20 protein-coding genes and 1 pseudogene are annotated in these 20,517 nt (G+C 73.4%); 12 read left to right on the top strand and 9 right to left on the bottom strand.

Features of this window, described 5'->3' with window-relative positions; genetic code table 11:
- Nucleotides 1-370 precede the first annotated feature (370 nt).
- From ACH4UK_RS01125 to ACH4UK_RS01115, 3 genes are read left to right on the top strand one after another with little or no spacing between them, the layout of a single operon-like run.
- Nucleotides 371-1,120 (top strand): vWA domain-containing protein, encoded by a 750-nt coding sequence (locus tag ACH4UK_RS01125; RefSeq protein WP_398353989.1) that lies wholly within the window; start codon nt 371-373, stop codon nt 1,118-1,120.
- The gene (locus tag ACH4UK_RS01120) at nt 1,117-1,680 is read left to right on the top strand and encodes a HutD family protein (protein ID WP_398353988.1); all 564 of its coding nucleotides are present in this window, start codon (nt 1,117-1,119) and stop codon (nt 1,678-1,680) included. Before ACH4UK_RS01125 ends, ACH4UK_RS01120 begins: the two co-directional genes overlap by 4 nt.
- Nucleotides 1,681-1,725: 45 nt before the next feature.
- On the top strand, nt 1,726-2,259 hold the full coding sequence (locus ACH4UK_RS01115; RefSeq protein WP_398353987.1) for a pyridoxamine 5'-phosphate oxidase family protein: 534 nt from the start codon (nt 1,726-1,728) through the stop codon (nt 2,257-2,259).
- A gap of 25 nt (nt 2,260-2,284) precedes the next feature.
- On the opposite strand, the gene ACH4UK_RS01110 is transcribed toward ACH4UK_RS01115, so the two are convergent.
- Nucleotides 2,285-3,271: an acyl-CoA dehydrogenase family protein gene (locus ACH4UK_RS01110; protein WP_398353986.1), complete on the bottom strand. Its 987-nt coding sequence runs from the start codon at nt 3,269-3,271 to the stop codon at nt 2,285-2,287.
- Complete coding sequence (locus tag ACH4UK_RS01105; protein ID WP_398353985.1) at nt 3,271-4,416, bottom strand: acyl-CoA dehydrogenase family protein; 1,146 nt, start codon at nt 4,414-4,416, stop codon at nt 3,271-3,273. The genes ACH4UK_RS01110 and ACH4UK_RS01105 overlap by 1 nt, the downstream gene beginning before the upstream one ends.
- 113 nt (nt 4,417-4,529) lie before the next feature.
- Here ACH4UK_RS01105 and ACH4UK_RS01100 point away from each other — a divergent pair, with 113 nt between their 5' ends.
- From ACH4UK_RS01100 to ACH4UK_RS01080, 5 genes are all read left to right on the top strand, one after another.
- Nucleotides 4,530-5,312 carry an SDR family oxidoreductase gene (locus tag ACH4UK_RS01100; RefSeq protein WP_398353984.1) on the top strand — a complete coding sequence of 261 codons (783 nt, stop codon included), beginning with the start codon at nt 4,530-4,532 and terminating at the stop codon, nt 5,310-5,312.
- A 36-nt stretch (nt 5,313-5,348) separates the two neighbouring features.
- Complete coding sequence (locus tag ACH4UK_RS01095) at nt 5,349-5,960, top strand: TetR/AcrR family transcriptional regulator (protein ID WP_398353983.1); 612 nt, start codon at nt 5,349-5,351, stop codon at nt 5,958-5,960.
- A gap of 43 nt (nt 5,961-6,003) precedes the next feature.
- Nucleotides 6,004-7,161, top strand: coding sequence for an acetyl-CoA C-acetyltransferase (locus ACH4UK_RS01090; RefSeq protein ID WP_398353982.1), 1,158 nt, complete (start codon nt 6,004-6,006; stop codon nt 7,159-7,161).
- Between the two features lie 277 nt (nt 7,162-7,438).
- Entirely contained in the window at nt 7,439-7,642 is a 204-nt protein-coding gene (locus tag ACH4UK_RS01085; protein ID WP_003969786.1) for a cold-shock protein, read from the top strand.
- Between the two features lie 185 nt (nt 7,643-7,827).
- The gene (locus tag ACH4UK_RS01080) at nt 7,828-9,438 is read left to right on the top strand and encodes a DEAD/DEAH box helicase (protein WP_398353981.1); all 1,611 of its coding nucleotides are present in this window, start codon (nt 7,828-7,830) and stop codon (nt 9,436-9,438) included.
- A 380-nt stretch (nt 9,439-9,818) separates the two neighbouring features.
- Here the strand turns inward: ACH4UK_RS01080 and ACH4UK_RS01075 are convergent, their stop codons facing one another.
- The 4 genes from ACH4UK_RS01075 to ACH4UK_RS01060 are packed head-to-tail and all read right to left on the bottom strand — an operon-like array spanning nt 9,819 to nt 13,272.
- Entirely contained in the window at nt 9,819-10,889 is a 1,071-nt protein-coding gene (locus tag ACH4UK_RS01075) for an NAD(P)H-dependent flavin oxidoreductase (protein WP_398353980.1), read from the bottom strand.
- Nucleotides 10,889-11,638, bottom strand: coding sequence for a CoA-transferase subunit beta (locus tag ACH4UK_RS01070; RefSeq protein WP_398353979.1), 750 nt, complete (start codon nt 11,636-11,638; stop codon nt 10,889-10,891). Before ACH4UK_RS01070 ends, ACH4UK_RS01075 begins: the two co-directional genes overlap by 1 nt.
- Nucleotides 11,635-12,525, bottom strand: coding sequence for a CoA transferase subunit A (locus ACH4UK_RS01065; protein WP_398353978.1), 891 nt, complete (start codon nt 12,523-12,525; stop codon nt 11,635-11,637). The genes ACH4UK_RS01070 and ACH4UK_RS01065 overlap by 4 nt, the downstream gene beginning before the upstream one ends.
- Nucleotides 12,526-12,528: 3 nt before the next feature.
- Nucleotides 12,529-13,272, bottom strand: coding sequence for an enoyl-CoA hydratase family protein (locus tag ACH4UK_RS01060; RefSeq protein WP_398353977.1), 744 nt, complete (start codon nt 13,270-13,272; stop codon nt 12,529-12,531).
- Between the two features lie 116 nt (nt 13,273-13,388).
- Here ACH4UK_RS01060 and ACH4UK_RS01055 point away from each other — a divergent pair, with 116 nt between their 5' ends.
- The 3 genes and pseudogenes from ACH4UK_RS01055 to ACH4UK_RS01045 all read left to right on the top strand — a co-directional run bounded on the left by ACH4UK_RS01055 (nt 13,389) and on the right by ACH4UK_RS01045 (nt 15,723).
- A complete protein-coding gene (locus ACH4UK_RS01055) occupies nt 13,389-14,312 on the top strand; it encodes an SDR family oxidoreductase (protein WP_398353976.1) in 924 nt (307 codons plus the stop codon).
- 148 nt (nt 14,313-14,460) lie between these two features.
- Nucleotides 14,461-14,751: pseudogene (locus ACH4UK_RS01050) on the top strand (VOC family protein); the annotation flags it as partial.
- Between the two features lie 393 nt (nt 14,752-15,144).
- Nucleotides 15,145-15,723 (top strand): GNAT family N-acetyltransferase, encoded by a 579-nt coding sequence (locus tag ACH4UK_RS01045; protein WP_398354907.1) that lies wholly within the window; start codon nt 15,145-15,147, stop codon nt 15,721-15,723.
- Between the two features lie 19 nt (nt 15,724-15,742).
- On the opposite strand, the gene ACH4UK_RS01040 is transcribed toward ACH4UK_RS01045, so the two are convergent.
- Both ACH4UK_RS01040 and ACH4UK_RS01035 read right to left on the bottom strand, forming a co-directional pair.
- Nucleotides 15,743-16,498: an ankyrin repeat domain-containing protein gene (locus tag ACH4UK_RS01040; RefSeq protein WP_398353975.1), complete on the bottom strand. Its 756-nt coding sequence runs from the start codon at nt 16,496-16,498 to the stop codon at nt 15,743-15,745.
- 38 nt (nt 16,499-16,536) lie between these two features.
- The gene (locus tag ACH4UK_RS01035) at nt 16,537-17,439 is read right to left on the bottom strand and encodes a hypothetical protein (RefSeq protein ID WP_398353974.1); all 903 of its coding nucleotides are present in this window, start codon (nt 17,437-17,439) and stop codon (nt 16,537-16,539) included.
- A 314-nt stretch (nt 17,440-17,753) separates the two neighbouring features.
- On the opposite strand from ACH4UK_RS01035, the gene ACH4UK_RS01030 reads away from it, so the two are divergent.
- Complete coding sequence (locus ACH4UK_RS01030; RefSeq protein ID WP_398353973.1) at nt 17,754-18,521, top strand: S1 family peptidase; 768 nt, start codon at nt 17,754-17,756, stop codon at nt 18,519-18,521.
- Nucleotides 18,522-18,591: 70 nt separating this feature from the next.
- On the opposite strand, the gene ACH4UK_RS01025 is transcribed toward ACH4UK_RS01030, so the two are convergent.
- Entirely contained in the window at nt 18,592-20,445 is a 1,854-nt protein-coding gene (locus ACH4UK_RS01025; protein ID WP_398353972.1) for a beta-galactosidase family protein, read from the bottom strand.
- Nucleotides 20,446-20,517 lie beyond the last annotated feature (72 nt).

The raw sequence follows: 20,517 nt of genomic DNA, 5'->3' as shown, positions 1-20,517 counted from the left end.
GCCCGTCCCCGACCGGACACCAGCGGGCGCCGTGGCGCGTCCGGGGCCGGTTTCGCGCCCCGCCCCCTGCCCGCGAGCTGGACCGGCCAGACCCGCAGCTTCGCCGGCGCGAAGGCGAGTCCGTACGTCACCAGCGCCCCGGTCAGCAGCCCGCCCAGGACGGGTGCAGTGGACATACGTCTCGTAGGACGGATGGCGGTAACACGCGGTGGCAGCGGCCTCCATGGCCGGCTCCTTCACTGGGGACGGGCAACGGGGCCGGTGGGGGCGGCGGCGATCAAGATGGCGAACCGGTGCGGCGGACCGTGTGCCCGGGGGTCGGGCGGTGGCCTACGCTCGAGGTCCGCAGACGCAGAACAGGGGGGTCGTCATGCACGGCTTGAACACGGCCGTGGGCAGCGGCCCGGCCATCAGCCTGACCAAGGTGCAGGAGAGCGCTCCGGCCCTGGTCAGCCTCTACCGCAGCGCCGGGGTCTCGCTGGAGAAGCACGGACTGGGCGGCCACCGCGCGGCGGTCTACCTCGTCCTCGACTACTCCGGCTCGATGAAGCCCTACTACAAGGACGGCAGCGTCCAGGCGCTGGCCGACCGGGTCCTGGGCCTGTCGGCCAACCTCGACGACGACGGCACGGTGCCCGTCGTCTTCTTCTCCACCGACGTCGACGCGGTCACCGACATCGCCCTCGACAACCACCACGGCCGCATCGACGCGATCGTGGCGGGCCTCGGACACATGGGGAAGACCAGCTATCACCTGGCGATGGACGCGGTCATCGACCACTACCTCGACAGCGGCTCCACCGCCCCCGCCCTGGTCGTCTTCCAGACGGACGGCGGGCCGATCAACAAGCAGGCGGCCGAGCGTTACGTCTGCAAGGCCGCGAAGCTGCCCCTGTTCTGGCAGTTCGTCGGCTTCGGCAACACCCGCAGCAGTCAGTTCGACTTCCTGCGCAGGCTCGACGAGCTGGCCGTCCCGGAGAAGCGGATCGTCGACAACGCCGGGTACTTCCACGCGGGCCAGGACCCCCGCAAGGTCCCGGACTCCGAGCTGTACGACCGGCTCGTCGCCGAGTTCCCGCTCTGGCTGGCCGCCGCCCGGGAGCAGGGGATCGTCCGATGACGCTACGGATCCTGCGCGCCGCCGACCGCGCGCCCGTCCCGTGGAAGAACGGCGGCGGGACCGTCCGCGAGATCGCCACCGGCCCCGAGGACGCGGGGACGGACGACTTCGACTGGCGGGTGAGCCTCGCGGACGTCACCGCCGACGGGCCGTTCTCCGCGTTCCCGGGCGTGGAGCGCATCCTGACCGTGGTCGAGGGCGCGGGCATGGACCTGGTCGTCGGCGGCGAGCACCACATCGTCGACGAGCCGCTGTGGCCGCACGGCTTTCCCGGTGACCGGCCCACCGAGGGCTTCCTGCTGGGCGGCCCCGTCGTCAACCTCAACGTCATGTACCGCAGGGCCGCCACCCGGGCGGAGGCCGCGGTCCTCTGCGGCACGGTCCGCCTGCTGCCGCCCCCGGGCGGTGCGGTGCTGGCCGTCTCCCTGGACGACGGCGCGGAGCTGGAGGGCGCGGGCGTCCGGCTGGACCGGTACGACGCGGTGCTGGCGGCCGGGGCGTCGCCCGGCGTCCTGCGGACGATGGGCCAGGCGGTGCTGATCACCTTCTCGGACGTGTGATCGCCCGGCCAATCCGGACGGAGGATGTCGGGTATCCGGTGTTCCATGGCGCCCATGACCTCTTCATCGCCTTCGCCCGCACCGGTCTCCTGGGACGGCTTCGCCGCCGCCGAGCCCGACTTCGCCGACACCGTGCAGCGGCGCTTCCGGCTCTACAAGCACCATGTCCTGGCCACTCTGCGGAAGGACGGCTCGCCCCGGGTCACCGGCCTGGAGGCCGACTTCCGCTTCGGTGAGCTGCTGCTCGGCATGATGCCGAACTCCCGCAAGGCCCTGGACCTGTGGCGCGATCCGCGTTTCGCGCTCCAGGCCAACCCCGGGCCCGACGCCGAGATGAACGACGGGGACGTCCGCGTCAGCGGGCGGGCCGTGGAGATCACGGACCCGCAGCTGCTCGCCCGCTTCATCGAGGAGGCGAGCCCGCCGGAGCCGTTCCACCTCTTCCGGGCCGAGCTGACCGAGGTGGTCCGGATCGGGCTGGACGGCGAGGCCCTGGTCATCCGGTCCTGGCGTCCCGGACAGCCGCTGCGCACCGTGCGACGCACCGGCGACGACGCCCCGCCGACCGAGGCCGTCTGAGCGCGGGGCCGGGGCCCGGGGCGGTTCAGCCGGCCAGTACCCGGGCCCGGCAGGCCGACGGCGTCCCCCACGCGTCCCGCAGCGGCCGGGCCCGGCGCAGCCACCACGCCAGGTCCAGCTCCTCGGTGTAGCCCACCGCGCCGTGCGACTGGAGCGCGGTGCGGGCCGCCGCGTACCCCGCCTCGCCCGCCGACACCTTCGCCGCCGCGACCGCGGCCCCCGCCCCGGGCGATCCCCCGGACAGCTCCACCGCCGCCCCGTACACCAGCGGGCGCGCGAACTCCAGGCCGAGCAGGGTGTCCGCCAGCCGGTGCTTGACCGCCTGGAAGGACCCGACGGGCACCCCGAACTGGGTGCGCTGCTTGACGTACGCCACGGTCGCCCGCAGCAGCTCCTCCCCGCAGCCCAGCGCCAGGGCCGCCGTGGCGAAGGAGGCCCAGTCGCCCGCCGCCCGTGCCGACGGACGTAGCGCCGGGGTCGTGGCGACCGGCTCGCCGCCCGGCTCCGGCCGGAACAGCCGCCGCGCCGGATCCGCCGAGGCCGACAGCGCCCCGGGGCCCGCCGCGAGCCGCAGCTCGTCCCCGGTCACCGTGAACACCGCGTCCGCCGCGTCCGCGTCCAGGGCGTAGGGCCCGTGCCCCTCCAGGACCAGCGACACCACCGCCGTACCCGATGCGATCCTCGGCAGCCACTCCTCGGCCACCGGGCCGCCCGTCCCGCTCAGCAGCGCCCCGGCCGCCAGGGTCTCCGCCACCGGTCCGGGCACCGCGTGCCGCCCCAGCTCGACGCAGGCGACGGCCAGCTCCACGGGGAGCGGCCCGAGACCTCCGTACGCCTCCGGCACCGCGAGCGCGAACACCCCCGCGTCCGCGAGCCGCCCCCACAGGGCGCGCCCCGGCCCGTGCTCCCCGGCGGCCCACGCCCGCAGGACCGACGGCGTGCCGGCCGCGCTCAGCAGCGCGTCCAGCGACCGGGCGAACTCCCGCTGCTCGTCGTCGAGGAGGAATCCCATCAGCGCCGTCCCTTCGGCAGGCCGAGGAGCCGCTCGGCGATGATGTCGCGCTGGATCTCGTTGGTCCCGGCGTAGATCGGGCCGGCGAGCGCGAAGACGTAACCCTCCGCCCACGCGGTGTCCGCCAGCTCCGCGTCCGGGCCCAGCAGGTCGAGCGCCGTCTCGTGCAGCGCGATGTCGTAGCCCGACCAGAACACCTTGTTCAGGCTGGACTCGGGACCGAGCGCCGCGCCCGCCGCGAACCGGGCCGCGGAGGCGGCCGTGAACAGCTGATAGGCCCGCGCCCCGATCACCGCGTCCGCCACCCGCTCCCGCAGCGCCGTGTCCGCCGGATCGCCCGCCTCCCGCCACAGCTCCCTCAGCCGGTCGGCGGCGGCCAGGAAGCGGCCGGGGGAGCGGAGCGTGAGGCCGCGCTCGTCGCCGGTCGCCGACATCGCGATCCGCCAGCCCCGCCCCGGCTCCCCGATGACGTCCCGGTCCGGTACGAAGACCTCGTCCAGGAAGATCTCGGCGAACGCGGGCTTCCCGTCCAGCCGCCCGATGGGACGCACGGTGACGCCCGGCTCCGACAGCCCGAACATCAGGTACGTGAGCCCCTGGTGCGGCTTCGCGGTCCCCGGGTCCGTACGGAAGACGCCGAACGCCCGGTCGGCGAACGCCGCCCGCGAGGACCAGGTCTTCTGCCCCGACAACAGCCAGCCGCCGTCCGTGCGCACCGCCCGCGAGCGCAGCGCCGCCAGGTCCGACCCGGCCTCCGGCTCCGACCAGGCCTGCGCCCAGATCACCTCGCCGCTCGCCATCGGCGGCAGCACCCGGGCCCGCTGCTCCGCCGTGCCGTGGGCGAGAAGGGTCGGGGCGAGGAGGCTGATCCCGTTCTGCGAGACCCGGCCCGGCGCGCCCGCGGCCCAGTACTCCTCCTCGAACGCCAGCCAGCCGAAGAGGTCCGCGCCCCGGCCCCCGTACTCCTCGGGCCAGGAGGGGGCCGACCACCGGCCGGTGTGCAGCAGCGCCTCCCACGCGCGGTGCGCGGCGAACCCCTTCCCGGTCTCCAGGGAGGGCAGCGGCCGGGCCGGCACATGCTCCCGCAGCCAGGTCCGGGCCTCGGCCCGCAGCGCTTCGGTCCGTGCTGTCCGCGCCAGATCCATGACCCGCCCGCCTTCCCCACGTCGTCGGCGCCATCACCGAGAGTGTTCCCTAACAAGTGTTTGGTAGGTTAACGTACGCCCCACAAGCCGTCGAGAAGTCGGGGGAACGGGCCATGAGCGCACCGCCGTACCTGCCGGGACACGGGCTGCTGGCCGGCCGCACCGCCGTCGTCACCGCCGCCGCCGGATCCGGGATCGGCGGAGCGACCGCCCGCCGCTTCCTGGAGGAGGGCGCCCGCGTCGTCATCAGCGACGCCCACGCCCGCCGACTGCGGGAGAGCGCACACGCCCTCGCCGACACGTTCGGCGCCGACCGGGTCACCGCCCTCACCTGCGACGTCACCGACGAGGACCAGGTCGGGGCCCTCTTCGCGCACGCCGAACGCGCCCACGGCGGCCTCGACATCGTCGTCAACAACGCGGGCCTCGGCGGCACCGCCGAACTCACCGAGATGACCGACGACCAGTGGACGAAGATCCTCGACGTCACCCTGAACGGCACCTTCCGCTGCACCCGCGCCGCCCTGCGCTCCCTCAAGGCCGCCGGAACCGGCGGGGTCCTCGTCAACAACGCCTCCGTCGTCGGCTGGCGCGCCCAGCGCGGCCAGGCCCACTACGCCGCCGCCAAGGCCGGCGTCATGGCCCTCACCCGCTGCGCCGCGATCGAGGCCGCCGACTACGGGGTGCGCGTCAACGCCGTCGCCCCCAGCCTCGCCCTGCACCCGCACCTGGCCAAGGTCACCTCCGCCGAACTCCTCGCCGAACTCACCGAGAAGGAAGCCTTCGGCCGGTACGCCGAACCCTGGGAGATCGCCAACGTGATCGTCTTCCTCGCCAGCGGCTACTCCTCGTACATGACCGGCGAGGTCGTCCCCGTCAGCAGTCAGCATGCGTGAGGCGTCGGGAGGCGGCGGCGGGCGGACAATGGCCGGGTGCCTACCAAGAAGAAGCCCCAGGTGACCCCCACCCCCGAACGGCGCCGCGAACTGCTCGCCACCGCCGCCGAGGTCTTCGCCGCCCAGGGATACAACGCCACCACCGTCCGCCGGATCGCGGACGAGGCGGGGATGCTCGCGGGCAGCCTCTACTACCACTTCGATTCCAAGGAATCGATGGTCGACGAGATCCTCTCCTCCTTCCTCGACGAGCTCTGGCAGGGCTACGACGCGGTCCTGGAGGCCGGCCTCGGACCGCGCGAGACCATCGAGGCCCTGGTCACCGAGTCCTTCCGGGAGATCGACCGGCACCGCCCCGCCGTCGCGATCTACCAGAAGGAGTCCCGACACCTCGCCACCCAGCCGCGCTTCGCCTACCTCGCCGACTCGCAGACCAAGTTCGAGAAGGCCTGGCTCGGCACCCTGGAACGCGGCGTCGCCGAAGGCGTCTTCCGCGACGACCTCGACATCCGCCTCACCTACCGCTTCGTCCGCGACACCGTCTGGGTCGCCGCCTCCTGGTACCGGCCCGGCGGACACCACAGCCCCGAGGAGATCGCCCGTCAGTACCTCTCGATGGTGCTCGACGGCATCGCCCTGCGTACGTAAGCCGGAACCCGGTCCACCCCGAGCGCACCGAGGAGCAGCAGCCATGGCCGAGGCCTACATCGTCGAAGCGGTACGCACCCCCGTCGGGCGGCGCGGAGGAGGCCTCGGGGCCGTCCACCCCGCCGACCTCGGCGCGCAGGTGCTCAAAGAGCTGATCGCCCGCTCCGGGGTGGACCCGGCGGCCGTCGAGGACGTCGTCTTCGGCTGCCTGGACACCGTCGGCCCGCAGGCCGGCGACATCGCCCGTACGTCATGGCTCGCCGCCGGACTGCCCGAGGAGGTCCCCGGCGTCACCATCGACCGGCAGTGCGGCTCCTCCCAGCAGGCCGTCCACTTCGCGGCCCAGGGCGTCCTCTCCGGCACCCAGGACCTCGTCGTCGCGGGCGGCACCCAGAACATGACCCAGATACCGATCGCCTTCGCCTCCCGGCAGGCCGCCGAACCCCTCGGCCTCACCCAGGGGCCCTACGCGGGCAGCGAGGGCTGGCGCGCCCGCTACGGCGACGCCCCCGTCAACCAGTTCCACGGCGCCCAGCTGATCGCCGAGAAGTGGGGCATCGGCCGCCGGGACATGGAGGAGTTCGCCCTCACCTCCCACCACCGGGCACTCCGCGCCATCGACGAGGGCCGCTTCGACCGCGAGACCGTCGCGTACGGGGACGTCACCGCGGACGAGGGGCCGCGCCGCGACACCACCCTGGAGAAAATGGCCGGACTGCGCCCCGTCGTCGAGGGCGGCACCATCACCGCCGCCTGCTCCTCCCAGGTCTCCGACGGGGCCGCCGCCCTGCTCATCGCCTCGGAGCGGGCCGTCGCCGAACACGGCCTCACCCCGCGTGCCCGCATCCATCACCTGTCCGTACGGGGCGAGGACCCGATCCGGATGCTCTCCGCCCCGATCCCCGCCACCGCGTACGCCCTGAAGCGAACCGGTCTCACCATCGACGCCATCGACCTCGTCGAGATCAACGAGGCGTTCGCCCCGGTCGTGCTCGCCTGGCTGAAAGAGACCCGTGCGGACCCCGAGCGGGTCAACGTCAACGGCGGGGCCATCGCCCTGGGGCACCCGCTCGGCGCGACCGGCGCCCGGCTGATGACGACGCTGCTGCACGAACTGGAACGCACCGGCGGCCGCTACGGGCTCCAGACGATGTGCGAGGGCGGTGGGCAGGCCAACGTCACCATCGTCGAGCGACTCTGAGGCCACCGCCCGGATCCCGGCCCGGCACCGCCCGTACGCCCTCTGGTCAGCCAAGTTTTCCCTCTGACGGGGTGGTGCGATCCGCCGCTGGAGGAGAGGACGTGCTAGGGTGTTTCCCGTTGCAGTTTTGGTACCCATGAACTTTATGTGCGCCTGACGGGAATGCTTCCTCAGGCGCTTTATTGTTTTCCGGCTTTCTCCGGGTGGGGCTCAATGCGGCGACTTGGAATCCGTAAAGTGCGGGTTCTCGGCACTGCACCTCTTTTAGGAGAATGACATGGCTACTGGAACCGTGAAGTGGTTCAACTCGGAAAAGGGCTTCGGCTTCATCGAGCAGGACGGCGGCGGCGCCGACGTCTTCGCCCACTACTCCAACATCGCCACCTCGGGCTTCCGTGAGCTCCAGGAGGGCCAGAAGGTCTCCTTCGACGTCACGCAGGGCCAGAAGGGCCCGCAGGCGGAGAACATCGTCCCGGCCTAATTGCCGGACGCGTACCTCGCTGACCGGGGCCCGCACCGTGAAGGTGCGGGCCCCGGTTTGTGCTGTCCGAGCAACAACCCGTTTCGTGCGCACATCCTGGGGGCGCATCACAGACGGTCGGGCCGGCACATCGCAGTAAACCCACTCGGCAGTTGCCCAGGAATCCCCCAGGAGGGCAATTCCGTATGACTCGCTCCGAACACCAGGACCGCACCCCCCGCTCGCGACCGGCCCGAGGCCGCGGCCAGGGCGCCGCAGCCCAGGCACCGTCGAACGGCCGGGGCGGCGCTCCCCGCTCCAAGGCGCCCGGCTCCAAGGCCCAGGGCTCCAAGGCTCCGGCCCGTCGCCGCGCCACCCCGCCGCAGGGCGAGTTCGCCCTGCCGGAGACGGTGACCCCCGCGCTGCCGTCCGTGGACGCCTTCGCCGACCTGGACATGCCCGCCGCGCTGCTGAAGACCCTCGCCGCGCAGGGTGTCACCGAGCCGTTCCCGATCCAGGGCGCGACCCTGCCGAACTCGCTGGCCGGCCGGGACATCCTCGGCCGCGGGCGCACCGGCTCCGGCAAGACCCTCGCCTTCGGCCTGGCGCTGCTGGCCCGCACCGCCGGACGCCGCAGCGAGCCGCGCGCTCCGCTCGCCATGGTCCTGGTGCCCACGCGTGAGCTGGCCCAGCAGGTCACCGACGCGCTGACCCCGTACGCGACCGCCGTGAACCTGCGGATGGCCACCGTCGTCGGCGGCATGTCGATCACCAAGCAGTCCGCCACCCTGCGGCGCGGGGCCGAAGTGCTCGTCGCCACCCCGGGCCGGCTCAAGGACCTCATCGAGCGCGGCGACTGCCGCCTGGACGAGGTCGCCATCACCGTCCTCGACGAGGCCGACCAGATGGCCGACATGGGCTTCATGCCGCAGGTCGTCGCCCTGCTCAAGCAGGTCGAGGCGGACGGGCAGCGGATGCTGTTCTCCGCGACCCTCGACAAGAACATCGACCGGCTCGTCAAGATGTTCCTCACCGACCCGGTCGTGCACTCCGTCGACCCGTCCGCCGGTGCGGTCACCACGATGGAGCACCACGTGCTCCACGTCCTGGACGAGACCGACAAGAAGGCCGTCGCCACGAAGATCGCCGCCCGCGAGGGCCGGGTGATCATGTTCGTCGACACCAAGCGCGCCGCCGACCGCTTCGCCAAGCGACTGCTCGCCAGCGGTGTACGGGCGGCCGCGCTGCACGGCGGGCGCTCCCAGCCGCAGCGCAACCGGACGCTCGACCAGTTCAAGAACGGGCAGGTCACCGCGCTCGTCGCGACGAACGTCGCGGCCCGCGGCATCCACGTCGACGATCTCGACCTGGTCGTCAACGTGGACCCGCCGACCGACCACAAGGACTACCTCCACCGCGGCGGGCGCACGGCGCGCGCCGGGGAGTCCGGCAGCGTCGTCACGCTGGTGCTGCCCGAGGAGAAGCGGGAGATGACCCGGCTGATGCAGGACGCGGGCATCGCGCCGCGCACCACGCGGGTCACCTCCAGCGACGCGGAGCTGGGCCGGATCACGGGGGCCCGTGAGCCCTCGGGCATCGCGATCGTCATCGAGGTGCCGCAGCCGACCCCGCCGAAGCAGCGGGCTCGGTCGGGCGGCGCGGCGGGTGGCTCCGGCGGGGGCGCGGTGCGGTCCGGGAGCCGGGGGCGTGGACGTCGTGGCACCGGTGCCGGTGGCGGCGCCCAGGGGGCCGGTGCGGGGCGTTCCGGTGGCACGGGTCGCTCCGGCGCGCCCGCGCGGGGACGCCGGGCGGCGTAGGACCACCTCCGCTCTCGGGGCGCCCGCGCCCGCGCTGGGGCTCCGGGCCACTTCCAGCCTCCGGCCTGGGTGCGCTGGGCGGTGTAGGGCCACTTCCAGCCGTCCGGCGATTGAGGACCGGGGTCCGGGGCAGAGCCCCGAAGGGCCCCGGACCGGTCGCCGGGTGCGGGCGATGTGGGCCGGGGCTTTGTCCTCAAGCGCCGGACGGGCTGGATGTGGCGGTCGGGTTGTCGGCCTCGGCCTCGGCCGAAGGACTGTCCTCAAGCGCCGGACGGGCTGGATGGGGCGGTCCGGTTGCCCCGGCCTCGGCCTCGGCCGAAAGATTGTCCTCAAGCGCCGGACGGGCTGGAAGGCGCTCGGCCTCGGCCGCAGGGTCGTCCTCAAGCGCCGGGCGCGCCGGACGCGGCCGTCCCGTTCAGGGTCGTGCGGGTCTCCTCCGCCTCGGTCAGGATGCGGGACACCAGCTCCGCCACGCTCGGCAGGTCCTCGATCAGGGCGGCCACCTGGCCCGACGCCATGATGCCGAGGTCCGTGCGGCCGTCGACCATCGACGCCCTCAGCAGCATCGGGGTGTTCGCCGCCAGCAGCACCTGGCCCCAGCCCAGGTCCTTGCCGCGCCGCATCGCCAGACCGTCGCGGACCATACCCGGCCAGCTCAGGCCGGAGAGCCGGCGGAAGCGGGACGCCCGGCGCAGCGCCGCGTACAGGGAGCGCACCCGGCCCGCGCCCTCCAGCTCCGCCACCATCTCCGTACGGAGCATCCGGTGCGGGAGCCCGTCCACCGCCCGGGTCAGCGTGATGTCCTTGACGGTCGCCGCCAGGTAGCGGGCCTTCACCGCGTCCGGGACCGTCGAGTCCGAGGTCAGCAGGAACCGGGTGCCCATCGCGACGCCCGCCGCCCCGTACGCCAGCGCCGCCACCAGGCCCCGGCCGTCGTGGAAGCCGCCCGCCGCGACCACCGGGATGTCCACCGCGTCGACCACCTGCGGCAGCAGCACCGTGGTGGCGACCTCACCGGTGTGGCCGCCCCCCTCGCCGCCCTGCACGATCACCGCGTCCGCGCCCCACGCCGCCACCTTCTCCGCGTGCCGCCGGGCCCCCACCGACGGGACGACCACCACCCCCGCGTCCTTCAGCTCCGCGATGAGCTCCCTGGACGGGGCGAGCGCGAACGACGCCACCCGCACCCCCTCCTCGACGATGATCCGCACCCGCTCCCGGGCGTCCCCCGCGTCCGCCCGCAGATTCACCCCGAACGGTTCGTCCGTCCGGGACTTCACCTCCCGTACGGCCGAACGCAGTTGGTCCGGCGTCATGGTCGCCGACGCCAGGATGCCCAGCGCCCCGGCCCGCGCGGTCGCGGTGACCAGGCGGGGGCCCGCCACCCAGCCCATGCCGGTCTGCACGATCGGGTGCCGGACTCCGACGAGGTCGGTCAGGGCGGTGCGCATCAGGACCGGACCTCCCGGTCCCGGGTGCGGGCGGGGTCGATGACCTCGCGGATCAGGGCGAGTTCGGTGGGGGAGGGGGCGCGGGTGCACGGGACGTCGTCCGGGACCGTGAGCGCGAACCCCGTCGCCTCGCGGACCTGGTCCACCGTGACGCTGGGGTGGACCGAGGCCAGTCGCATCGAGCGGTCGGGCGTCGCGAAGTCGAAGACGCCGAGGTCGCTGACGACCCGGGGGATGCGGTGGAAGCGGGTGGCCGACGGGCCGGCCGCCCGCGCGCTGTCGTGGCCGACCCCGCAGATCATGTCGACGCGTTCGACGAAGACCCGCGGGGAGTGCCGGGGGATCCAGTAACTGACCGGGTTGTTGAGGGTGTTGACCGGAGCTCCGCGGACGCCCAGCAGTTGCCGGGAGGGCTGCTGCCAGTCGCCGATGCAGGAGATGTTCTGGTTGCCGAAGCGGTCGATCTGGCTCGCGCCCATCATCACGTGCCGCCGCCCCCCGGTCACCAGGGCCAGATGTCTGCGGTAGGGGAGCCAGCCCTCCGCCTCGCCGTCCGGGCCGACGAGCGTCGCCTCGCCGTCGGTGAGGAGGAGCCCGGGGGCGAAGGTCAGCCGGGCCAGCCGGGCGCCCACGGAGGGGATCGCGCCCATCGGGCTGGCCAGGATCTCGCCGTCGCCCCGCCATGCCTCCGCGCACGCGATCACGCAGTGCTCGGCACGGGTGGTGCTTCCGGTCGCGGACGCGTTCATTTCTGCTCCTCGTGCCAGGTGCGGACCGCCTGTCGGTAGCCCTTCTCGTCGCCGTCCGGCGGCAGGAAACGGGCCGCGAACTCCGCCCAGGCGACCGGGTCCGCCGCCGCGGTCGCGTACGCCTTCTGGAACGGCTCGTCGCGCGGGTGGTCGGGGACGCAGGAGGTGAAGTGCGCCCCGCCCGGCGTCTCCACGACACCGGTGACGGAGTGCCGTTGGACGAGGAGGGTCTGCGGAGCCGTCGAGCCGGCGGTCAACTCCCTGGTCTCCACGAGGCGTTCGCAGGAGACGTACGCCGTGTCCGCCGCCTCGCAGAACAGGTCGTCGAAGTACGGGTCGGGGCCCAGGTACTGGCCGTTGCCGAGCCGGTCGGCCCGGTTGAGGTGGACCAGTGCCGCGTCCATCCGCAGGGCGGGCATCGCCACGAACTCCTCGCCGTCCTCGTACGGCGAAGTCACCGTGCGCAGATCGGGGTTGACCCGCATCACATCCGATCCGATGCCCGCGCGCACCGGCAGGAACGGCAGCCGGTTCGCCGCCGCGTGCAGCCCCCACATGAACATCGCCTCGTCGATCTCCGTCAGCGCGAACGCCCCGCGCTGCCGGGCCGCCCGGTAGTGCGGCTCCAGCGGAATGGAGTCGAGCGTCACGAACGCCGTGACCAGGCGGCGGATCCGGCCCGCCGCGGCCAGCAGTCCGATGTCCGGGCCGCCGTAGGAGACCACGGTGAGATCGGTGACGGACGACCGGAGCAACGCCCTGACCAGGGCCATCGGCTTGCGGCGCGACCCCCAGCCGCCGATCCCGATCGTCATGCCGCTGCTCAGCCGGTCGACGACCTCCTCGGGCGTCATCGTCTTGTCGCGCACAGGGGGTGCAGCGGTCATGGGTCAGGCCTCCTTGCCGAAGGTGTCGCGGACCCGGGCGGCGGTCCCGGCGAGGTTCGCCTCGAAGGTGAACCCCTGCTCGAAGCGGTAGCTGCGCTGTACGTCGACGGGGTCGATGCCGTTCAGCGCGGCTTTCGCCAGCCGCAGCAGATGACCGTCCTTGGCGGCGATCTCCCGCGCCAACTCCAGTGCCGCGTCCAGCAGTTCCGCTGCCGGAACCACGCGCCAGACCGAACCGTGGGTGAGCAGCTCGGCCGCGGTGACGGTGCGGGAGGTGTAGTACAGCGTGCGCATCAGGTGCTGCGGCACCAGCCGGGCGAGGTGGGTCGCGGCGCCGAGCGCGCCCCGGTCCAGCTCCGGCAGGCCGAAGACCGCGTCCTCGCTCGCGACGATCGCGTCGGCGTTCCCGACGAGGCCGATGCCGCCGCCGAGGCAGAAGCCCCGCACCGCCGCGACGACCGGGACCTCGCACGCGTACACCGCCGCGAACGCCTCGGCGCAGCCCCGGTTGGCGCCGAGCAGGGCGTCGTGCCCGGTGTCGCGCTGCAACTCCTTGATGTCGACGCCCGCGTTGAAGCCGCGCCCGGCGGCGGCCAGGACCACGCAGCGCGTCTCGGGGTCGCGGCCCGCCGCCCGGACGGCGTCGGCCAGGTCGTACCAGCCCTGCACGGGAAGCGCGTTGACGGGTGGGCGGTCCACGGTGACGACGCGGACGCCCTCGAAGGGGCAGGAGGTGGAGACACTCATCGGAGGATCGGCTACCTTTCCACCAAACGTTTGTTAGGTGGAAAGTAGCAGTCACGCCGCCGCCCGCCAACCGGTACCGCCCACCGTGAACCAGCCACCGATCAAGGGGAGATGAGATGACCGCACACCGTGGGGGACTCTGCGCGGGCCGGGTCGTCGCCGTCACGGGCGCCGGGCGGGGGCTCGGCCGGGCCCACGCGCTGGCCTTCGCCGCCGAAGGGGCGCGGGTCGTCGTCAACGACCTCGGCGTCGGACCGGACGGCGGCGGAGGCTCCACCGGCCCGGCCCGGGAGGTCGTCGACGCGATCGTGGCGGCGGGCGGCGAAGGCGTCGTCCACGGCGGCGACATCGCCACCGCCGAGGGCGCGGCCTCCTTGGTCGCCACCGCCGTGGAGGCGTTCGGCCGGCTCGACACCCTGGTCAACAACGCCGGATTCCTGCGCGACCGGATGCTCGTCAACCTGGACGAGGACGACTGGGACGCGGTGCTGCGGGTCCACCTCAGGGGCCACTTCCTGCCGCTGAAGCACGCCGCCGCCCACTGGCGGGCCGAGGCCAAGGCGGGCCGCCCGCCGGTCGCCCGGGTGATCAACACCAGCTCCGGCGCCGGACTCCTCGGCAGCGTCGGCCAGGGCAACTACGCGGCCGCCAAGGCCGGAATCGTCGCGCTGACCCTGGTCGCGGCGGCCGAACTGGGCCGGTACGGGGTTCATGTCAACGCCCTCGCCCCCGCCGCCCGCACCCGGATGACCGAGCAGACCTTCGCCGAGGCGATGGCGGCCCCGGGGGAGGGGGAGTTCGACGCGATGGCCCCCGCGAACGTCTCGCCCCTCGTCGTCTGGCTCGGCTCCCCCGCGTGCGAGGGGGTGACGGGCCGCGTCTTCGAGGCCGAGGCGGGCCGCATCACCGTCATGGAGGGCTGGCGCCCCGGCCCCACCGACGACCGGGGCGCGCGCAGGTCCCCCGCCGAGGCGGGCGAGACGGTACGCCGGCTGCTGGCGGACGCGGCGGAGCCGGGGCGGGTCTACGGGGCGCCCTGAGAACCGTCCCGTAGATCCGGGAGGACGCGCGCGATGCCCGGCCGGTCGCGTGCGGGGCCGGGAAACCCGCTTGCCGGGGCCGCCAGGCACCGGATATCCAGCAGGGGACACCCGCGGCGCCCACGACGACAGGACAGGTCCCGAACCGATGAACGACTTCTGCTGGATGGATCTCAGGACCCACGATCCGTCCGGCACCGCCGCCTTCTTCTCCTCGGTGCTGGGCTGGGACTTCGCCGTGGACGAGGAGGACTCGCGCCGGGCTGTGAAGTTCTCCGCCGGGGGCCACCGGATCGGCGGGCTCAGCGACCTCGCCCAGCCCGTCCACCCGCCCGGGACGCCGCCGCACATCGCCTACTACCTCGCGGTCGACGACGTCGACGCCCGCACCTCGGCGGCGACGGCGGACGGCGCGCGCGTCGTCGTGCCGCCCTTCGACACGGGGGACCAGGACCGGATCGCCACGCTGATCGACCCGTTCGGCGCCGCCTTCTCCCTCCTGCGGTCCCCCCGGCCCGGGGGATGGCCCGCCGCTCCGGACGGCGCGACCGCTGCCGTGCCCCTCCGGATGGTCCTGGCCTGCGACCGGCCGGAGCGGGCCCGGCGGTTCTACGCCAGGGCGGCGGGCGCGCCCCTGGGCCGGGCCGCCTTCCACACTGCGGCCCCCACCGCCACCGGATCGGCGCCGCGGTGGGAACTGGTCCTCGGCGTGGCCGACCTGGACGGTGTGATCGGCCGGGCCCGCGCCCACGGGCAGGACCCCGTCACCCTCGCCGGGGAGGGCGATCGTCGTCCCGTGCGGCTGCGCGGCCCCGAAGGGCTGACGTTCCTGATCCAGGCGGATCGCCCCACGCGCGCCTTCCTGGAGACCGACCGGCTTCTCCTGCGCCCGGTCACCGCCGCCGACGCCCCCGAGCTGCTCGCCCTCGACAACGACCCCGCCGTGATGCGCCACATCAACGGCGGCCGGCCCACGAGCGCCGAGGACATCGTGGACCGGACCCTGCCGAGGCTCCTTCACCACTACCCGTGCACCGGGACCCGCGGCTACTGGGCCGCGCAGCGGAAGGACACCGGAGCGTTCCTCGGCTGGTTCGGACTCCGGCCGCTGGAGGACCACGACCCCGCCGTCGTCGAACTCGGCTACCGGCTGAACCGGGCCGCGTGGGGCCGCGGATATGCCACCGAGGGCGCACGCGCCCTGGTCGAGAAGGGGTTCACCGACCTCGGGGTCCAGCGGGTCACCGCCAACACCATGGCGGTCAACACCGGATCCCGGCGCGTGATGGAGAAGGCCGGCCTGACCTTCCTGCGGGCCTACACCGAGGACTGGCCGGAGGTCATCGAGGGCTCCGAGCACGGCGACGTGGAATACGGGCTGACGCGGGAGGCGTGGCAGCGCGGACGGTGACGGCGAAGGGCGGTCCGGCTCATGTCCGCCCCTCCAGCAGCGCCACGATCTCCCCGTGCCCCGTGTGCTGTTCCACGCCCGCCGACGGCACCCCGTCCCGGAGCAGCTCCACCGCCACGGTCTCCTCGCCGTCCCGCCGGTCGCGGAGCACCACCGTGTCGAGCCCGGAGCCGTACATCTCCTCCAGCCGCCGCAACAGCTCCCGCTCCGGATCGAGTCCGGCGATGCGCCGCGCCTCGGCCAGCGCGAGCGCCACCGCGGACTCCTGTCCGTCCGCCGCCGCACCGTGCGCGAGCAGCGCCCGTACCGTCCGCACCGAGCCGCGCTGCGTCGCCGGCACCAGCATCGCCTCGCCCTGCGGGCCCGGCAGCAGCGGGTCCGCGCCGTGGGCGAGCAGCAGCTCCACCGTCGGGGCGTGGCCCAGGCCCACCGCCCAGCGCAGCGCGGTGAAGCCGAACTGCTCGCGCAGATCCGGCCGCGCCCCGGCGGACAGCAGCGCCGCCACCACCTCGGTGTGTCCGCCGCACGCCGCTCCGCACAGCGGCAGATCACCCGCCTCGGGCCCGCTCGCGCGGTCCGGATCGGCTCCGGCCGCGAGCAGCAGCCGGACCGTCCCCGGGCGGTCGTGGACCGACGCCAGATAGAGCGCCGTCGTGTCTTCCTCGTCGCTCGCCTCGGCCCGCGCACCCGCGCGCAGCGCCCGTACGACCGCGTTCTCATCCTCGTACAGCGCGTCGAACAGGCTTGGTTCGTCCCTGATCGGCTCGTTCGTCATGCTTCGACCCTACGGTGGGCCGCCGACAGTCCCCGTGCTCAGGTGTCGCACTCCAGGCGGGTGTGGCACAGACCGCAGCGCGCGGTGAGCCGGCCCCGGACCGGAACGCGGATGCGCTGGTGGCAGGTGGGGCAGGGGAAGGAGACCCGCGGTCCCTGGTCGTCGGCCTCGAAGGCGTACGGAACGTCGGGGGCCGGGCCGGTGCCGGGGTGGTCCTGGGCGTACCGCCGGTCCTTGGCGTAGCGGCGGCGGCCCGCCCAGCCGGCGGCGGCCAGCGGAGGCCTGCGCAGATCCTCCAGCGCCCGCTGACGCCCCTTGGTGTACGCGGTGTACGCCTGGGGGCTGGTGAACCACGGGGAGGGGTCCTCGTCGAAGGCGAACGCCCGCTTGGCCAGGACGTATCCGAACTCCTCCGGGGTGAGATAGCCGAGCTTCTGGCGGGACGTGGCGTCCTCGCGGAACGCGTCCAGCAGCAGCCAGCCCGCGCCGAGGTAGGCCGTCGTCGTGTCGGTCAGGATCTCGTTGGCGCGGGTGCCGGGGAACTCCAGGCCGAGCCGGTGCAGCAGCACATGGGTGACCTCGTGCGCGAGCGCCGCCCCGATGTCCCTGCGGTGCGTGCGGAAACGGTCGTTGAGCTCGATGAAGTACTCCGGGCCGGCGGTGAGTTCCACGCTCGCCGCGTGCTCCATCGTCCGGAAGCCGACGATCATGCGGGCGTCGGGCAGATGGAGGTGCTGGACCAGGGAACGCGCCACCCGCTGGGCTCCCAGGTGCAGATCGTCATCGTCCGCGAACGCGGCGTCGACGGGCGCGAGGCTGGTGGCATAGGTGTGGACACCGTCCGCGGAGAGCCGCCGGTAGAGCGCGGTGACGGCGGAGCGGACCGTGTCCAGATGCGGAAAACCATGGGCGACGGGTGCGCCCGGAGGACTGTTCGCCACGTCGGAATCCCCCATCCGCGACGGTCGACGGACCTCCACTGTATGCCGGTGCGGGAACGGGGTCCGGAACAGGCCTGGATGATCTTGGCTGAAAAGTGCACCTTGTGGGAGCGGTCACCGGCTACCGATAATCGGATGGTCTTGTCGGGTGCATGACCAAACCGGCCATGGTGCCGGAAGTCCCCGCCCGGCCGGACATGCGTGCCGGACCGCGCAACCCCGCAACCCGTACAGGCATTCCTGCACCGCAACGCAGCACGGCAACCTCCCACAGCAACCCCCCACACGAAATCCCCCCACGAAAGAAGGCCTCCGTGAAGCTTCTGAGCGCGCTGAAAAGGTGTTCCGTCGCCATAGCCGCCGTCGCCCTCGCGACCGTCAGCCTCCAGCCCGCCGCCGCGGCCCCCCAGCCGATCGTCGGCGGAGAACGCGCCTCCCAGGGCGAGTTCCCCTTCATGGTCCGGCTCTCCATGGGCTGCGGCGGTGCGCTCTACGCGCAGGACATCGTCCTCACCGCCGCCCACTGCGTCGACGGCTCGGGCGACGACACCTCGATCACCGTCACCGGCGGTGTCGTCGACCTCCAGTCGTCCGACGCCGTCGAGGTCCAGTCCACCAAGGTCCTCCAGGCCCCGGGCTACAACGGCACCGGCAAGGACTGGGCCCTGATCAAGCTCGCCCAGCCGATCGACCAGCCCACCCTGAAGATCGCCACCGACGGCGCCTACGACGAGGGCACCTTCACCGTCGCGGGCTGGGGCGCCGACCGTGAGGGCGGCAGCCAGCAGCGCTACCTGCTCAAGGCCGACGTCCCGTTCGTCTCCGACTCCGACTGCCAGGGCGCGTACGGCGACCTCGTCGCCGACGAGGAGCTGTGCGCCGGCCTTCTCGACACCGGCGGCGTCGACAGCTGCCAGGGCGACTCCGGCGGCCCGATGTTCCGCAAGGACGACTCCGACGAGTGGGTCCAGGTCGGCATCGTCAGCTGGGGCCAGGGCTGCGCCCGGCCGAACTACCCCGGCGTCTACACCCAGGTCTCGCACTTCGCGGCCGACATCGCCTCCGCTGCCGACTCGCTCTGACCCCGCTCGGCCGGCCGGCCCCGACTCCGGTCCGGGCCCGGCCGCAGGTCACCGCGCGTCCGGCCGGTGATCACAACTGAACCGCTCCGGGAGCGTCCCTGACCATGGGCGCTCCCGGACCCAGTTCCACGACCACGGGCGCTCCCGGACCCAGTTCCACCCGCGGCTCACCCGCGTCCTCCAGCTCCAGCACCCACACCTCGTTGGAGCCCTCGCGAAGCACCGGACCCGGCACGTACAGCGTCCGCTGCGGGCCCGCCGACCAGTACCGGCCCAGGCAGAAGCCGTTCACCCAGACGAACCCGCGCGTCCAGCCAGGCAGTTCGAGCCCCGCGTGATCCACCCCCGCCGTCCCCCCGATGGCGAAGGTCCCCCGGAACAGGCCCGTCCGCCCCGCGTCACCCGCCCCCGCGGCGCCCTCCACCGGCCCGAACGGCACCGCCGCCACCGCGCCCGCCGCCTCGAAGGCGTCCAGCCGCAGCGCCCGCGCCCGCACCCCGTGCAGATACTGCCGCTCGTGCAGCACCCCGCCCGTGACGCCCTTCGGTTCGCCCAGGCGCGGCCCGTAGTTGACCCGGCCCAGCGACTCCACCCACAGCTCGACCTCCGCCGGACCCGCCACCGGATCCGGCAGCGTGCCGCTCTCCTCGGTCAGCACCCCCGCCCGGACCCCGTCCACCTGCACCACCGCCCGGTCCCGCAGCCCCGAGACGCCCAGCGGATACGCCTGACGCGGCCCCGGCACTGCCACCCGGTAGCGCACCAGGCCCCGGTCCACGCCCAGCTCCTCGAAGGTCGGCGGCACCCCCGACTCCGGCGTCTCCGGATCGCCCAGCACCTCCAGTACGCTCCCGAGCCCGGCCCACTCCGCCAGCTCCACCCGCACCGGCGCGGCGAGCCCGGCCGGCTCCGGCGGCAGCGCGGGCAACGGGCCCTCCGCATAGGCCTCCAGGACCTCCCGGAACAGCCGGAACTTCTCCGTGGCCCGCCCGTACTCGTCGACCGGCGCGTCGTAGTCGTACGACGTCACCGTCGGCTGGAACGACTCGTCCTGGTGCGGGCCGGACCGGTTCGCCCCCGCCCAGCCCCCGAAGTTCGTCCCGCCGTGCGCCATGTAGATGTTCACCGACGCCCCGCACTCCAGGATCTCCCGCAGCGCCCCGGCCGCCTGCTCCGGATCCCGGCGCACCGGCTCGGCCCCCCAGTGGTCGAACCAGCCGCACCAGAACTCCATGCACATCAACGGGCCCCTCGGCTGGTGCCGGCGCAGCACCTCGAAGCCCTCCCGCGCCCCCGAACCGAAGTTCGCCGTCGCCAGCAGCCCCGGCACCGAACCCCCGGTCAGCATGTGGTCCTCGGGGCCGTCCGACGTGAACAGCGGCACCGTCACCCCGCACTGCCGCAACAGCCCCGCCAGCCACTCCAGATACGCGGCGTCACTGCCGTAACTCCCGTACTCGTTCTCCGCCTGCACCAGGATCACCGGACCGCCCCGGGACACCTGCCGCTGCACCACCTGCGGCAGCAGCTCCCGGAACCACCGCTCCACCACCGCCCGGTACGCCGCGTCCCGGGTGCGCACCCGCCGCCCGAACCGACCCGTCACCCACACCGGCAGCCCGCCGTTCTCCCACTCGGCGCAGATGTAGGGACCCGGCCGCACGATCGCCCACAGCCCGGCCCGCCGCGCCGCGTCCAGGAACCGGCCGAGCGCCCCCACGTCCCGCCAGTCGCCCTCCCGGGGCTCGTGCAGATTCCACGGCACGTACGTCTCGACGCAGTTCAGCCCCATCGCGGCGAGCATCGCGAGCCGGTGCTCCCACTGCTCCTCGTGCACCCGGAAGTAGTGCAGGGCGCCCGACAGCAGCCGTACGGGCCTCCCGTCGAGCCGGAAGGAGTCGTCCCCCACGGTGAAGTCGGTCATCGCGCAGTTACGCTCCTGTGCTCGGCCGCACCGGCGGCCCCGAGGTGAATTGGTCCGACCACCTTCACCTCT

It is taken from the genome of Streptomyces sp. NPDC020884, assembly GCF_044333935.1.
GTDB lineage: Bacteria > Actinomycetota > Actinomycetes > Streptomycetales > Streptomycetaceae > Streptomyces.
This window is presented reverse-complemented; position numbering and strand designations above follow the sequence as displayed.

What these genes read in the sequence shown, in the direction of transcription:
- ACH4UK_RS01125 (WP_398353989.1), top strand. Translation starts at nt 371, where the DNA reads ATGCACGGCTTGAACACGGCCGTGGGCAGCGGCCCGGCCATCAGCCTG.
- ACH4UK_RS01120 (WP_398353988.1), top strand. Translation starts at nt 1,117, where the DNA reads ATGACGCTACGGATCCTGCGCGCCGCCGACCGCGCGCCCGTCCCGTGG.
- ACH4UK_RS01115 (WP_398353987.1), top strand. Translation starts at nt 1,726, where the DNA reads ATGGCGCCCATGACCTCTTCATCGCCTTCGCCCGCACCGGTCTCCTGG.
- ACH4UK_RS01110 (WP_398353986.1), bottom strand. Translation starts at nt 3,271, where the DNA reads ATGGGATTCCTCCTCGACGACGAGCAGCGGGAGTTCGCCCGGTCGCTG.
- ACH4UK_RS01105 (WP_398353985.1), bottom strand. Translation starts at nt 4,416, where the DNA reads ATGGATCTGGCGCGGACAGCACGGACCGAAGCGCTGCGGGCCGAGGCC.
- ACH4UK_RS01100 (WP_398353984.1), top strand. Translation starts at nt 4,530, where the DNA reads ATGAGCGCACCGCCGTACCTGCCGGGACACGGGCTGCTGGCCGGCCGC.
- ACH4UK_RS01090 (WP_398353982.1), top strand. Translation starts at nt 6,004, where the DNA reads ATGGCCGAGGCCTACATCGTCGAAGCGGTACGCACCCCCGTCGGGCGG.
- ACH4UK_RS01085 (WP_003969786.1), top strand. Translation starts at nt 7,439, where the DNA reads ATGGCTACTGGAACCGTGAAGTGGTTCAACTCGGAAAAGGGCTTCGGC.
- ACH4UK_RS01080 (WP_398353981.1), top strand. Translation starts at nt 7,828, where the DNA reads ATGACTCGCTCCGAACACCAGGACCGCACCCCCCGCTCGCGACCGGCC.
- ACH4UK_RS01075 (WP_398353980.1), bottom strand. Translation starts at nt 10,889, where the DNA reads ATGCGCACCGCCCTGACCGACCTCGTCGGAGTCCGGCACCCGATCGTG.
- ACH4UK_RS01070 (WP_398353979.1), bottom strand. Translation starts at nt 11,638, where the DNA reads ATGAACGCGTCCGCGACCGGAAGCACCACCCGTGCCGAGCACTGCGTG.
- ACH4UK_RS01065 (WP_398353978.1), bottom strand. Translation starts at nt 12,525, where the DNA reads ATGACCGCTGCACCCCCTGTGCGCGACAAGACGATGACGCCCGAGGAG.
- ACH4UK_RS01060 (WP_398353977.1), bottom strand. Translation starts at nt 13,272, where the DNA reads ATGAGTGTCTCCACCTCCTGCCCCTTCGAGGGCGTCCGCGTCGTCACC.
- ACH4UK_RS01055 (WP_398353976.1), top strand. Translation starts at nt 13,389, where the DNA reads ATGACCGCACACCGTGGGGGACTCTGCGCGGGCCGGGTCGTCGCCGTC.
- ACH4UK_RS01040 (WP_398353975.1), bottom strand. Translation starts at nt 16,498, where the DNA reads ATGACGAACGAGCCGATCAGGGACGAACCAAGCCTGTTCGACGCGCTG.
- ACH4UK_RS01025 (WP_398353972.1), bottom strand. Translation starts at nt 20,445, where the DNA reads ATGACCGACTTCACCGTGGGGGACGACTCCTTCCGGCTCGACGGGAGG.